The 13841-nt window shown below is 69.8% G+C and carries 12 protein-coding genes; 7 read left to right on the top strand and 5 right to left on the bottom strand.

Going from position 1 to position 13841, the window contains the following annotated elements; translation table 11 throughout:
- Window positions 1-146 precede the first annotated feature (146 nt).
- From QMO76_RS26285 to QMO76_RS26270, 4 genes are read left to right on the top strand one after another with little or no spacing between them, the layout of a single operon-like run.
- On the top strand, window positions 147-506 hold the full coding sequence (locus QMO76_RS26285; RefSeq protein ID WP_306364001.1) for a hypothetical protein: 360 nt from the start codon (window positions 147-149) through the stop codon (window positions 504-506).
- Complete coding sequence (locus tag QMO76_RS26280) at window positions 496-1302, top strand: hypothetical protein (RefSeq protein WP_306364000.1); 807 nt, start codon at window positions 496-498, stop codon at window positions 1300-1302. The genes QMO76_RS26285 and QMO76_RS26280 overlap by 11 nt, the downstream gene beginning before the upstream one ends.
- Window positions 1299-1784 carry a roadblock/LC7 domain-containing protein gene (locus QMO76_RS26275; protein WP_306363999.1) on the top strand — a complete coding sequence of 162 codons (486 nt, stop codon included), beginning with the start codon at window positions 1299-1301 and terminating at the stop codon, window positions 1782-1784. The genes QMO76_RS26280 and QMO76_RS26275 overlap by 4 nt, the downstream gene beginning before the upstream one ends.
- 3 nt (window positions 1785-1787) lie before the next feature.
- Window positions 1788-2159 (top strand): hypothetical protein, encoded by a 372-nt coding sequence (locus QMO76_RS26270; RefSeq protein ID WP_306363998.1) that lies wholly within the window; start codon window positions 1788-1790, stop codon window positions 2157-2159.
- Window positions 2160-2162: 3 nt separating this feature from the next.
- Here QMO76_RS26270 and QMO76_RS26265 read toward each other — a convergent pair whose 3' ends face one another.
- From QMO76_RS26265 to QMO76_RS26255, 3 genes are all read right to left on the bottom strand, one after another.
- The gene (locus QMO76_RS26265; RefSeq protein WP_306363997.1) at window positions 2163-4754 is read right to left on the bottom strand and encodes a DNA translocase FtsK; all 2592 of its coding nucleotides are present in this window, start codon (window positions 4752-4754) and stop codon (window positions 2163-2165) included.
- Window positions 4755-5291: 537 nt separating this feature from the next.
- A complete protein-coding gene (locus tag QMO76_RS26260; RefSeq protein WP_306363996.1) occupies window positions 5292-8171 on the bottom strand; it encodes a BTAD domain-containing putative transcriptional regulator in 2880 nt (959 codons plus the stop codon).
- A gap of 154 nt (window positions 8172-8325) precedes the next feature.
- Window positions 8326-8949 (bottom strand): TIGR03085 family metal-binding protein, encoded by a 624-nt coding sequence (locus QMO76_RS26255; protein ID WP_306363995.1) that lies wholly within the window; start codon window positions 8947-8949, stop codon window positions 8326-8328.
- 238 nt (window positions 8950-9187) lie between these two features.
- On the opposite strand from QMO76_RS26255, the gene QMO76_RS26250 reads away from it, so the two are divergent.
- The gene (locus tag QMO76_RS26250; protein ID WP_306363994.1) at window positions 9188-9571 is read left to right on the top strand and encodes a DUF4189 domain-containing protein; all 384 of its coding nucleotides are present in this window, start codon (window positions 9188-9190) and stop codon (window positions 9569-9571) included.
- Window positions 9572-9601: 30 nt separating this feature from the next.
- Window positions 9602-10162, top strand: a complete 561-nt coding sequence (locus QMO76_RS26245; protein WP_306363993.1) for a hypothetical protein — start codon at window positions 9602-9604, stop codon at window positions 10160-10162.
- A gap of 153 nt (window positions 10163-10315) precedes the next feature.
- On the opposite strand, the gene QMO76_RS26240 is transcribed toward QMO76_RS26245, so the two are convergent.
- On the bottom strand, window positions 10316-12325 hold the full coding sequence (locus tag QMO76_RS26240; RefSeq protein ID WP_306363992.1) for a ribonuclease J: 2010 nt from the start codon (window positions 12323-12325) through the stop codon (window positions 10316-10318).
- A complete protein-coding gene (dapA, locus tag QMO76_RS26235; RefSeq protein ID WP_306363991.1) occupies window positions 12322-13230 on the bottom strand; it encodes a 4-hydroxy-tetrahydrodipicolinate synthase in 909 nt (302 codons plus the stop codon). The genes QMO76_RS26240 and dapA overlap by 4 nt, the downstream gene beginning before the upstream one ends.
- Before the next feature lie 147 nt (window positions 13231-13377).
- Here dapA and QMO76_RS26230 point away from each other — a divergent pair, with 147 nt between their 5' ends.
- Complete coding sequence (locus QMO76_RS26230; protein WP_306363990.1) at window positions 13378-13824, top strand: hypothetical protein; 447 nt, start codon at window positions 13378-13380, stop codon at window positions 13822-13824.
- Window positions 13825-13841: the final 17 nt, after the last annotated feature.

The following is a 13841-nucleotide window of genomic DNA, read 5'->3' as shown; positions in this document are numbered from 1 at the left end:
CAGCAAACATTCCTCGATCTCAGCAATCCTCTTGTGGTTCCGGCACATTGCTGGCGAACGGTGTGTAATGTCGCCAGCGCTCGAATGTCTCACGGGAAAAATGCGGTGGCACGGTGCTCGGTATCGACGGTTGTCTGCAATCGATCATGGATATTCCCGGTGCGCGCTGCGCCACGCTCGTGGATGGGGCGAGTGGGCTGGCGATCGCCGCCGCGGGGCAGCACGAACTGGTCGACCAGCACGAGGACGCCGCCGCCACCACGGATGTGGTGCGGGCGGTGCTGGCCTGCCCGGCGCTGGCGAGCGGTCGCGACGGGGACGACATCAGTGAGATCGTCGTATTCGGCACACACGGATTCCACCTACTGAATTTGGTGGACGGCGACTTCGACGGGCGGCTGTTCGTGCACGTGCTCGTCGACGAAACCACCGGCAATCTCGCCATGGCGCGCTTCCAGCTACGGGGAATTCTGGCGGAATTGACCGAGGGTGGTCATGAGCGTTGATCTCGCCACGGAATTGGGTCGACTGGAAGCGGAAAGGGAAACCGGCATACTGCGAGCGGGCGACGGCATATTTCATCTGGTGAGCGGCACCATCGCCTTCGCCGACTGCCGCCGGACCACCGGCATGGACCGGCTCGTGGTGGAGGCCGGGGTGGCCAGCGCCGATGAATGGCGACGGGCCGAGACCGGCGACCCGGGGCCGATCCTGGAGCGGCCGCGGCTGGAGGCGCTGGCGCTGCTGTCGGTCTTCGACGCCGCCTACTTCCTGCTGGAATCCGCTGCCACGATGGACTTCCGGCCCGCACCGCCGCACTGGCTGGCACCGGTCTGCCGGATCGCGCCCCGCATCCTGGTGAACGAATGCGCCCGGCGCTCGAACCGCGAATCCGGGCCCTGGACACCGGATCTGGTGGATCGGGTGCCCGTGGTGCCCGCCCGGCACTTCCGGCAGCGGCGGGTGGTGCTCACCAGCGGCGCGGCCGAGGTGCTCGCCGCCGCGGACGCCCGCCGCAGCGTCACCGCCATCGCCCGCGAACTCGGCCGCACCACCTACGGATGCCTCGCGGCCGTACGCGATCTCAGCGCCGTCGGCCTCGTCGAACCACCCGCCGCCCCGGTTCGAGCGCCACTGGTCATGGCCGAGTCGATGGTGGCCGAACCCGCGATCGGCAGCCCCGCACCGCCGCTGCGCCGCCGGGTCAGGCAGACCCCGGTGATCTCCGTCCCCGATCGCTGGGAGCCGGTCGATCGCGACGTGCTCATCCGGCTGCGGGCGGCGTTGGAGGAACTTGCGTGACCGCGCGGAAAAGACTGCTCGGCGATCTGATGGGAAGGCTGACCAAGGTGGCGATGACCGGACCCGAACCCGATCCGGCGGTGCTGGCGGAGTTGAAGGCGCTGCGCGCCCGTGTGCCCCGGCTGACCGGCACGCTGGTGGCGTCCGCGGACGGACTGCTGGTCGCACACGATCTACCGCCGCATATCGAACCCGCGAGCATGGCGGCCATGTCCGCCGCACATCTGTCGCTGTCGCACCGCCTCGCCACCACCGCACACGGTGGCGGCTTCCACGAAGTGGTGGTCAACGGCACCGACGGGTCCGTCGTCATCTACGCGGCGGGCTGGACCTCGTTGACCGTGCTGGCCGGTCCCGAGGTGAATATCGGCCGCCTCCACCTGGAGTCGCGCCCGGTGGCCCGTGCCATCTCCGACCATCTGTCGCCGACCACGGGCCAGCACCGCAAAGACCAGCGCAAGAAAACAGTGGGAAAGGAATGAACTATGTCCAATCTGGATATCGCACTCAAGGACATGATGGTCATCGACGGCTCGGTCGGCGCGGCCGTGGTCGACTACAACAGCGGTATGGCCCTCGGCATGCTCGGTAGCTCGAAGGCGCTGGACCTGCAGGTCGCCGCCGCGGGCAATACCGAGGTGGTGCGGGCCAAGATGCGCACCATCGAACAGCTGGGGCTCAATGAGGATATCGAGGACATCCTCATCACCCTCTCCGGCCAGTACCACATCATCCGGCCCATGACGGGCCGAAAATCCAAGGGCCTGTTCCTGTATCTGGCGCTGGACAAGAACCGGGCCAACCTGGCCATGGCCCGCCACCGCCTCAAGGGCATCGAGGAAGATCTCGAGGTGTGACCCTCACTCCGCGTCGGAGGGCTCCGAATCCGCGTCTCCCCCACCACGAATGGTGTAGAGCAGTCCGTCCAGCTCATCGGGCTTGATCAGGACGTCGCGTGCCTTGGAGCCCTCGCTGGGGCCGACCACCCCGCGGGTTTCCATCAGGTCCATGAGGCGACCCGCCTTGGCGAAACCGACGCGGAGTTTGCGCTGCAACATCGACGTGGAACCGAACTGGCTGGTGACCACCAGCTCGATGGCCTGTAGCAACAGGTCGAGGTCGTCGCCGATATCCGGATCGACGTCCTTCTTCTCACCCGGCTTACCGGTGGTGACACCCTCCTGGTACTCGGGTTCCTTCTGCTCCTTGGTGAATTCGACGACGGCGTGGATCTCCTCGTCGGAGATGAACGCGCCCTGCAGACGGGTGGGCTTGTTCGCGCCCATGGGCAGGAACAGGCCGTCACCCATACCGATGAGCTTCTCCGCGCCGGGCTGATCGAGGATGACGCGCGAGTCGGTCAGCGAGGACGTGGCGAAGGCCAGCCGGGACGGCACATTGGTCTTGATCAGACCCGTGACCACGTCCACCGACGGCCGCTGGGTGGCCAACACCAGGTGAATCCCGGCGGCGCGGGCCTTCTGGGTGATGCGGACGATGGCGTCCTCGACATCGCGGGGGGCCGTCATCATCAGGTCGGCGAGTTCGTCGACGATGGCGAGAATGTACGGGTACGGGCGGTACACCCGTTCGCTGCCCAGCGGCGCGGTGATCTGCCCCGACTTCACCTTGCGATTGAAATCGTCGATATGGCGGACCTTGTTGGCCTGCATGTCCTGATAGCGCTGCTCCATCTCCTCCACCAGCCAGGCCAGCGCCGCCGCGGCCTTCTTGGGCTGGGTGATGATGGGCGTGATCAGATGCGGAATGCCCTCGTAGGGCGTGAGTTCCACCATCTTCGGGTCGATGAGGATCATGCGCACCTCATCGGGGGTGGCGCGCTGCAGAAGTGACACCAGCATCGAGTTGACGAAGCTGGACTTGCCGGAGCCGGTGGAACCTGCGACGAGCAGGTGCGGCATCTTGGCCAGATTCGCCGAGACGAACTCGCCCTCGATGTTCTTGCCCAGGCCGATCACCAGCGGGTGATGGTCGTTGCGGGTGGAGGGGGCCTTCAGCACGTCCGCGAGCCGGACCAGTTCGCGGTCGGAGTTGGGCACCTCGATGCCCACCGCCGACTTGCCGGGGATGGGCGCGAGCAGGCGCACGTTCTCGGTGGCGACCGCGTAGGCGATATTGCGGGCCAGCGCGGTGATCTTCTCGACCTTGACGCCGGGGCCCAGTTCCACCTCGTAGCGGGTGACCGTCGGCCCGCGCACGAAACCCGTGACGGCGGCGTCGATCTTGAACTGCACCAGCACCTCCGTGATCGCCTCGATCATGGATTCGTTGGCGGCACTGCGCTTCTTGGGCGGATCGCCGTCGGTGAGCAGCGTCATGGGCGGCAGCTGGTAGTCGCCCTCGACCTCGCGGTCGGTGACGAACTCCAGCTGCTCGGCCTGCTGCGGCGGCGGGGTCTGGTCCACCGCCTTGGGTGCCTTGCGCGCCTTGGGTTTCGGCGGCTCGGGCGGGGTGATGCCCTTGGCGTCCTGCAGCGGCGGTTCGCCGATGATCTCGGTGACGGCGTCGGAGCCGCCGAATTCGTCGGTCGGATAGTTCTCCGACGGGGACTTGCCGCGGCGCTTGGCCTTCCGGTGGATCGGGAAGCCGTCGGCGTCGAAGTCGGCGGGATCGTAGAGGCCGAATTCGCCGGGCTCGCGGTCGTATTCGTCGCCGCCGCTGCCGGTGCCGAACAGCTCACGCATCCGCTCCGGAATCTCGCGCACCGTGGTGCCGGTCAGCAGCAGCACGCCGAAGAGGACGGCGAGCATGAGCAGCGGCACCGCCAGGAAGGCGCTGAGACCGTCGCTGAGCGGGCCGCCGACCACGTAGCCGACGAAACCCGCACCGCGGGAACGGCCGTCGATATCGGACGGCGAACCGGAGGCCAGGTGCCACAGGCCCAGCACCGGGAGGCCGACCAGCAGCCCGCCGAGCACCAGGCGCGGGCGCGCCTCCGGGTGGGGTTCGGTGCGCATCAGGATCACCGCGATCGCCGACGCCACGAAAGGCAGTGCGGCCGAAGCGGATCCGGCGACCCAGCGGATGGCGGTGTCGACCCAGCTCCCGACCGGGCCGCCCGCCGACAGCCAGACCGCGGCGGCGATGATGAAGGCGAAAGCGACCAGGGCCAGGGCGATCCCGTCGCGACGGTGGCCGTGCTCGATCTCCCCCGCCCGGCCGAGCGCCCGGGTGGTGGCGCCGAGCCCGCGCGCCAGCATGTTCCAGCCGCTGCTCACCCCGCGGGTGAACACCGCCAGCGGGGCGGTGTTGGAGCGGGCGCGGGCGGGGCGGCGCGCCGGGGAACGCCGCACCCGGCCCGCCGACGCAGACCGGCGCTGGGTGGCGGGGGCCGAACGCGGGGCCTTGGACCGAGACCGTGCAGGAGCCTGCCCCCGCGTCGATCCCGCCCGCGAACGGGACGTTGCGGTGGTGCGGGACTTACCTGCCATGCACTCAGGCTAGCCGCTGGCGCATCATCCGGACCATCCGCAACACCCACCCCACGCACATCACACCCGGGAGATCGGGGCGGGCGGCGGGCGAACCGGAGGTCGCCACGGGGGCGGAGCCGGTCGTGCGAGCTGCGGTGACGCCGTGCCGTTCGGCTGGCTACCAGTGAACCGCACCGTGCCGAGGTCGTCCGGTCACTCGCTTGCGACACGCCGGGGAAACACGGTGCGGGAACTCGGCACGGAGGTGGCGACACCGCCGTGCCCGATCCGTGGCGGGCGGCCGCGTCGGCGGGCGGGCGACGGCCCAGCCGCATGGTCGGCGGCGCGGTGCGGGTGCGGGGCGTCCTCCGGAGCGCAGGGGAGATGCGCTTGTCGGGTGGAGCGGATTCGCCGGCGCGTGGTCCGGGCGAACGCTCGTGGTCGGAGCGTGCTGCGCTTGCCTGCGCCCCTGGCGCAGACTGCCCGAGCGCAGCGGGCCAGAAGGCACATCGGTCGTCCTGAGCGCACCGGCGTGCCAGGCGGCAGCGGTTGGGTTCAGCTGGCGCTGGGGAGGGGGTGTGCGCTCGCGGCGGGGGTGGTGGCGGTCCAGCGGGCCAGGGCGGTGTCGAAATCGGGGATCTGGCTGGCGGCGGTGCGGTAGCACTCGGCGGCGTCCAGGGTCCGGCCGAGGCGGCGCAGGGCGGTGTAGCGGATCAATTGGTTGTGCGGGTGGGTGCTGCGAGTGGGGCCGCCGCGGGTGGCCTCGGCTCGGTCGGCCTCGTCGACGGCCTCGCGGAGGCGGCCCGCGGCCAGATTGGCGAGGGCGGCGCGGGTGTGGACGGCGGATTCGAAACGGGGACTGCCCGCGCGGCGGGCGGCGGTGAGGGCGGCATCGAAGAGGCGTTGCCCCAGGTCGGGGTCGTTGTCGCGGCAGATGACCCAGGCCGCCTCGGTGAGCGCCCACATAATGTTGTGCCGGGTGCCGGGGCGCTGGTCGCCGACCACGGCCCGCGCGGCGGCGGCCAAGGCGTCACGGTCGCGGCCCGCGACGGCGTAGGCACCGGCCAGCATGGCGTAGGCGACGCGCACGCATTCCGGGCTGTTGCCGAGCCGGTGCAGCCGCAGCGCCGTGCGGAAGGAGTCGATCGCGGCGTCGATCTCACCGTCGCCCAGGGCCAGCGCGCCGGTGAGCAGATGGGCCGCGCCGCCGACCCAGATCTCCGCGCCCGGGTCGATGCCGTCGAGGATCTGCCGCAGCTCGGCCGCCGCCCGTTCCGGTTCGCCGAACTCCACGAGCAGCGCGAACGCCAGTGCCAACCGAGCCCGTCGGCACGCGGTCGCGTTCCCGTCGGCGGCCGTCGCCGCGATCAGGCCGTCCAGGGCCTGTTCCAGGTCGACGGTGGCATCACCTGCCAGCAGGGTCACCGCCACCGTGATCGCCAGGTCCGCGGCCACCGCCCGGTGCCGCGGTGTCGCGGCGGCCGCCAGCCGGTACAGCGCGGCCACATTGCGCCGCTCCAGTTCGAGGAAGTTCCGGGTGTCGTCCAGGTCGCGCAGCCGCTCACCCGCCGACACGGTCGCCGCCGACGGCAGCACCAGTCCCGGATGCCGCACGCGCAGGACGGTTTTCATGGTCGCCAGATAGTGGTCGAGCAGCCGCGTCAGCACATCGGCCTCGTCGGGGTGGGAGCCGTGGCCGAGTGCGAACATCCGCATGAGTTCGTGATAGCGATAGCGGCCGCGCCCGATGGATTCGAGCATGCCGCGGTCGACCAGTGCCTCGCACACCTCCTCGGCCTCGTCCGGCGCGCATCCCAGCGCCGCCGCGGCGGCGGGCAGCGGCAGTTCCGGCAGACCGGTGCCGGCCAGCAGTCGGAACGCCCGCGCCGCCGCCGGATCGAGCTGGTCGTATCCGGCCTGGAACACCGCGTCCAGGGCCAGTTCCCCGGTGCGGAAGCAGCGCAGTCCGGCGCGCTCCTCGGCCAGTCGCCGCGCCTCGGAGGCAAGGGTCCAGGTGGGCCGGGCCGCCACCCGCGCGGCCACGATCCGAATCGCCAGGGGCAGCAGCCCGCACAGCTCGACCACGCGCCGGGTCGCCTCGGGTTCGACGGCCGCCCGGTCCACGCCGACGATCCGCGCGAACAGCTCCTCGGCCTCGTCGCGGGCGAGCACGCCCAGCGCGGTGGGCCGTGCCCCGGGCAGTGCGGTCAGGGGTCGCCGTGCCGTCACCAGCACCGCGGATCCGGGCGTTCCGGGCAGCAGCGGGGCGATCTGGGCGCCGTCGTAGGCATCGTCGAGCACCAGCAGCAGCCGCCGCCCGCTCACCGTGGACCGGAACAGCGCCGCCCGCTCGTCCACCCCCGTCGGCATCTCCCATTCGGGCACGCCCAGGGCACGTAGGAATCCGCCCAGCACCTGCCCCGGGTCGGCGGGCAGCGCGGCCGCGCCGTGCAGGTCCACGTACAGCTGCCCGTCCGGGAAGCGGGCGCGCATCCGATGCGCCACATGCAGTGCGAGGGTGGTCTTGCCGACCCCGCCCATACCGGAGACGGCCGCGATGGGCAGGCTCAGATCGTCGCGCAGTTCATCGCACAGCCGCTCCACGACCTCGCGCCGGCCCGTGAAATCCGCGGTGTCGGGCGGTAACTGGGCGGGTACGGGCAGCGGTGCGGGCGCACCGGCGGCCACGGTGGGCAGTTCGTCGGTGAGGATGCGCTGATGCAGCTCGATGAGCGCCGGTCCCGGTTCGATGCCCTGATCGGCGACGAGCAGGCGGCGGATGCGCTGGTACTCCTCCAGCGCCTCGGTGCGGCGGCCCGCGCGGTAGAGCGCGGTCATCATGAGTCCGCGCAGCCGTTCGCTGAGCGGGTCGGCGGTGATCAGCCCTTCCAGGTCGGTGATGGCGCGCGGGTAGTCCTGGGCGGCCACGGCGAGTTCGACCCGGTCCTCGCACAGCACCCGGTGCAGGCGGCGCAGCCGGGCCCGTTCGGCCTCGGCCCACGGACCGGGCACCCCGGTGAGCGGATCGCCGCGCCACTGTCCCAGCGCCGCCTCCAGCACGGCTTCGGCGCGATCCAGATCTCCGGCGATGCGCAGCTGTTCGACCTCGACCCGGAACCGGTCGACCAGGTCGGTGTCGAGTTCGACGGCCCCGTCCAGCCGGTAGCCGCCGGTGCCGGAGGTCAACCGCACCGCGTGCGCGCCGGCGGCGAAGCGCTTGCGCAGCGCCCAGGCGTAGTTGCGCAGCGCGCCCAGTGCGGACGGCGGCCGCCGCTCACCCCAGATGCCGTCGACCAACTCCTCGACCGAGACGGTGCGCCCGCGCGCCCCGGCCAGGATGAGCAGGGCGGCCTGCTGTTTGGGCGGCATGGCGGCCGTTGGCACGCCCTCGTGACTCAGCTCGACCGGCCCGAGTACCGACAGTCGCCATGTCATCGCACTTACCACCTCATACCTACACTCCCGCGCCGACCGCCGGATGTGGCGCTCGTCACGGTGAGCCACCGCTCGTCGTGATCGTTGCACGACCACGGTGGTTATTACCAGCCGAACCGGGATGTGGTCGGCGGGTGCCCGGAAATCGGGCGGATCAGACGCTGCGATCGGTGGCCAGCACCGCCCGCACATCGTCCGGGTCGCCGGACATGCTCAGCCGCACCTCGTCGCGTCCGAAGGCGTGCAGCAGCAGTTCCGACGGCGGCCCGGTGAGCACCACCGTGTGGCCGCCGGCGGTGTGCGCGGTGTGGCGGCGGCCGTCCGGGGTCGCGAGCACCACGGTGACCGGCGACTTGCGATACGCCATCTTGGCGACGGGCCGCAGCGCCTGCCACAGCCGATCCTCGTCGGCGGGTGACATCTCCCGCGCTTCCCAGCTGCTTCCGGCGCGGCGGACGTCCTCGTGGTGGACGAACATCTCGGTGAGATTGGCGACCGAGTCGGCCAGCCGCAGGTACGACCAGACGGGCGGGCCGGTGCGCACCTGTTCGAGCAGTTGCGGGAACGGTCGCCGCGCCACTTTGGATTGCACGCGTTCCAAATATCCGGCCAGCGGTTTCAGTAGGATTCCGGGAGCCGCGTCCGGACGGCGCTCACGAACGACCAAGTGGGCGGCCAGATCTCGCACCGTCCATTCGCCACAGAGGGTGGGAGCGTCCGGACCGGCGGCCGCCATGGTCTGCACCAGATGTTGCCGCTCGCGTTGGGCCATGCTCATACGCGCACCCTAACCGGACAAACCGCTCAGCAGAAGGGTCGGCCTTAAGGGAAACACCCGGTCGGCGATAAGCGCTCCACATGATCATTGCCGCATCACCGGCAGGCAGTCCGGAACGCGAATCATGCGGCACCCGCTCGTTTCCGCTGTTTCCGGGTTGGCGTCGGCCAATCCGGGTCGGTAGCTTGACTCCTCGGTCCATCGGGTCGTGGACCCATAAGCAAAGAAGGGCAACACCTTGAAGAAGATTGTCAGCGGCGCGGCCGCTGTGATCGCGGCGGCGGGCTCCCTGCTGGCCGTGACGGCGGCTCCGGCCAACGCGGCGGGGTACAACTATGGTGCCATCGCGCTGTCGGCCTCCACCGGCAGCATCGGCTACTCCTACGATTATGCCACGCGGGCAGCCGCGCAGGACGGCGCGCTGAGCGAATGCCGGGGGATGGATTGCAAGATCGTCGCGCGCTTCGCCAACGGCTGCGGCGCGGTCGCCTACTCGCGCCAGGGCTACTACACGTTCGGGGCGGCGGAATCCCGCAGCGCGGCGCGCAATCAGGCGCTGAGCCGCAACCTCTCCGACGCCACCATCATCCACTGGAACTGCACCAGCGGTTACCGGCTCTAATTCTTCAATCCGATTTCAGGGAGTAGTTCGTTGAAACACACTGTTTTCCGCGCCGCTGCCGCCGTGGCGATCGCCGCGATGGCTTTCGGCCTGACCGCCTGCGGCGGCTCCGGCGACGACACCGATACCGGATCGGCCACCACCTCCGCCGCGCCCGCCGGTGAGTTCGAGGGTTCCACCGAGGACGAGGACAAGGTGACCGGTGCCGCGCCCTCCACCACGGAGGTCCCGAATCTGCCGAAGCCGACCGTGGAGGAGCTGAACGACAAGATCAACAAGGCGTTCGATCCCTCCATCGACGCCAAGACCAAGATCAGCTGGATCGAGGACGCGGCCGTCGACCCGCAGCTGGTCGACAAGCTGGTCGACGCCGCCAAGCAGAACAACGTCACCGTCGAGATCACCAATGTGCAGGATCCGGTCGACGGCAAGCTGAAGGCCGACGCCAATGTGACCATCGACGGCTCCCCGGTGGAGAACGCCACCGTCGCCTTCGTCGCCGAGGGCAACGAATGGAAGGTCGACCACGGCTTCGCGTGCAGCATCGTGAAGGCCGCCAAGCTGGATTCCGCCGCCTGCCAGGACAACTGAGCCGCCGCCCCGGGCGGCCGAGCCGTCCGGGGTGCATCGCAGCGCACCACCGCTCCGCGGAGACGCCGCGCTCGAGAGCCGCGGATATCCCGAGCCGGGAATGCACAGCGCCCCAGCGGAATCCGCTGGGGCACTGCTGCGACGGCAGACCGGCTACACGCCGATGACCGTCGGCACGATCATCGGGCGGCGGCGGTAGGTATCGGCCACCCAGCGACCCACAACGCGGCGCACGCTCTGGGCGATGCGGTGGGTCTCGGTGACGCCCTCACCTGCCAGGCGGCGCAGTTCGGCCTCCACCAGTTCCTGGGCGTCGGCCAGCGCGGCCGGGTCGTCGGAGAAACCGCGGCCGTTGAGTTCCGGTGTGGTGACGGCCTTTCCGGTGGTCTCGTCGACGGCGACGGTGATCGAGATGAACCCGCCCTCGCCCAGGACCAGCCGGTCCGACAGCGTGGATTCGCCCACATCGCCGACGGATAGACCGTCCACGTACACCTGGCCCACGCGCAGCTTGCCGGTGATGCTGGCGATGCCGTCCACCAGGTCCACCACGACGCCGTTCTCCGCCAGCACCACCCGCTCCTCGGGCACGCCGGTGGCGACCGCCAGCGCCGCATTGGCGCGCAGATGCCGCCATTCCCCGTGCACCGGCATGGCATTGGTGGGCCGCACCGCGTTGTAGAGGTACAGCAGCTCTCCGGCCGAGGCATGGCCGGACACATGGACTTTCGCGTTCTGCTGGGTCACCACGGTGGCCCCCAGCCGCGCCAGCCCGTTCACCACGGCGAAGACCGCGTTCTCATTGCCCGGGATGAGCGAGGACGCCAGCACCACCAGATCGTCGGCGCGGATATTGATCTGCCGGTGGTCGCCGCGCGCCATGCGCGACAGCGCCGACAGCGGCTCACCCTGCGATCCGGTGGAGATGAGCACCAGCTTGTGCACCGGCAGATTCGCCGCCTGGTCCAGATCGACCACCAGGCCGTCGGGAATGTCCAGGTAGCCGAGATCCTGGGCGATCTGCATATTGCGGACCATGGACCGGCCCACGAAGCACACCCGGCGGTCGTAGCGCTGCGCCACGTCCACCACCTGTTGGATGCGGTGCACGTGTGAGGCGAAGGAGGCCACGATGACCCGCCCGCGCGCCTTGCCGATCACCGAGTCGAGCACCGGCCCGATCTCGCGTTCGGGGGTGACGAAACCGGGCACCTCGGCATTGGTGGAGTCCACCAGGAACAGGTCAACGCCCTCGTCGCCGAGCCGCGAGAAACCGGCCAGGTCGGTCAGGCGGCCGTCCAGGGGCAGCTGGTCGAGTTTGATGTCGCCGGTGTGCAGGACGATGCCCGCGGGCGTGCGCACCGCCACCGCGAGCGCGTCCGGAATGGAGTGATTGACCGCGAAGTACTCGCAGTCGAACGGCCCGTGCTGGGTGTGCTCGCCCTCGCTGACCTCGATGAGCTTGGGCTGCAACCGATGCTCCCGGCACTTGGCCGCCACCAGCGCGAGCGTGAACTTCGCGCCCACCACCGGGATGTCGCGCCGCAGACGCAGCAGGAACGGCACCGCGCCGATGTGGTCCTCGTGCCCGTGGGTGAGGACCACCGCCGCGACATCGTCGATCCGGTCCTCGATGGGGCCGAAGTCCGGCAGGATCAGGTCGACGCCCGGCTGCTGGTCCTCAGGGAAAAGCACACCGCAGTCGATGATGAGCAGCTTGCCGTCATGCTCGAAAACGGTCATGTTCCGGCCGATTTCGCTGATGCCGCCGAGGGCGAACACCCGCAGGCCACCGCGCGGCGCGGGGGGCGGGGTGCCGAAGGCGTGCGGATCGCGCACCGGCGGCGCGGACTGTTCGCCGCGATCGGACCGGCCCGACTGGCGGCCTCGGCCGCCACGCCGGTTGCGGTCTTGCGAACGGCCCCGGCCGGATCGTCCCCCCTCCTGCTCGTTTCGGTTACGGTCGGTCGATTCCTGTTGCGCGGCAGCGGGTTCCGGCGTCGTGGCAGACGTCGAAGCCGGTGCGGCGGTTGCTGTCGTCGGCGCGGCGGTCTCCTTCGTAGATGCGGTTGCTGGCTGGGTGTCGCGCTCCCGCACCGGTTCCGGTGCTCCCGCGGCGCGACTCGCGGTACGGCGTGGACGACGACCGATGGGGTTGCTCATGCCAGCACCCCCGCGGCGCGCAGGTCCGCGGCCAAGTCGTCGAGTTGTCTGTCGTTCGGGATGAGTTGCGGCAGGCGCGGTTCGCCGACCTCGACGCCGAGCAGGCGCAGGGCACCCTTGGTCATGGCAACACCTCCGAAACGGGCCATGGCCCGATAGAGCGGAATCATGCTGGCATTGATCTCGCGCGCCTGGACGATGTCACCGGCCCGATAGGCGGTGTGCATGGCGCGCAGCCGATCGGGCACCAGATGCCCGATGACACTGATGAATCCGACGGCCCCGATGGACAGCCAGGGCAGGTTCAGCACATCGTCGCCGGAGTAGTACTCCAGCCCGGTCTCGGCGATCATCTCGGCACCGGAATTGAGGTCGCCCTTGGCGTCCTTGACCGCGACGATGCGCGGATGCTCGGCCAGCCGCCGCAGCGCGTCCGGTCCGATGGGGATGATCGAGCGCGGCGGAATGTCGTAGAGCGTCACCGGCAGATCGGTGGCATCGGCGACGGCGGTGAAGTGGGCGACCAACCCGTCCTGGGAGGGCCGCGAGTAGTACGGGGTGACGACCAGCAAACCGTGGGCACCCGCGCGTTGCGCGTTGCGCGCCAACTCGATGCTGTGCGCGGTGTCGTAGGTGCCCGCGCCCGCGATGACGGTGGCACGGTCGCCCACCGCGTCGACGACGGCACGCAGCAGGTCGAACTTCTCGGACTCGGTGGTGGTCGGAGATTCGCCGGTGGTGCCGGAGATGGCGAGCAGATCGACGCCTCGGTCGCACAGGCTGGACGCGAGGGCGACACCGGTATCGACGTCGAGCTTGCCTTCGGCGGTAAAGGGGGTCACCATCGCGACACCGACAGTGCCGGACGCGTGCAGCTCGGTTCGCGTCGAATTACCGTTCGTCATAGCCAGAAGGCTACCCGGTGGCAGGAATGGGTTTTGCACCCTTGTCGCCGAACCGCCGCCAGTCGGATGACGGTTCGTGTAATGGGGGTTGTACCTGACATCATTTCACTCCTTGTGTGGCGTCATCCATGGCGTCACACTGGTGTCATGGACCTGAACAAATACACGGCTCGCCTGCGCGAGGACCTCATTGCCGCCGCCACGCTCGGCGATGAGAAAACGCAGGCCACGGCCGCCGCGCTGGCCGCCGCCACCGAGAACTCGGCCCGCCTCACGCTGCTCGCCGCGCTCTCGGATCTGGCCGGCGAGATCAGCGCCACGTTGGGCGATCGGACCGTGCACGTCTCCGTCGACGGCACCGACGCCCACGTGGATGTGCGCAAGACCGCATCCGACGAGGAACCGCCCTCCTTCGAGGAGGTCACCGGCGATATCAGCCGGGTCACCCTGCGCCTGGTCGAGCAGATCAAATCGCGCGCCGAGGAGGCCGCAGCACAGAGCGGGCAATCGCTGAACTCGTGGCTGTCGACCGCCGTACAGGGCGCGCTGCGCGACCAGATGCGCAAGGGCGGCCCCGGACGCTGCGACGACTGACCCGGTGACGCGATCCG

Source organism: Nocardia sp. CC227C (genome assembly GCF_030767025.1).
Taxonomy (GTDB): domain Bacteria; phylum Actinomycetota; class Actinomycetes; order Mycobacteriales; family Mycobacteriaceae; genus Nocardia.
Note: the sequence above shows the minus strand (reverse complement) of the source record. Positions and strands in the feature narration are given on the sequence as shown.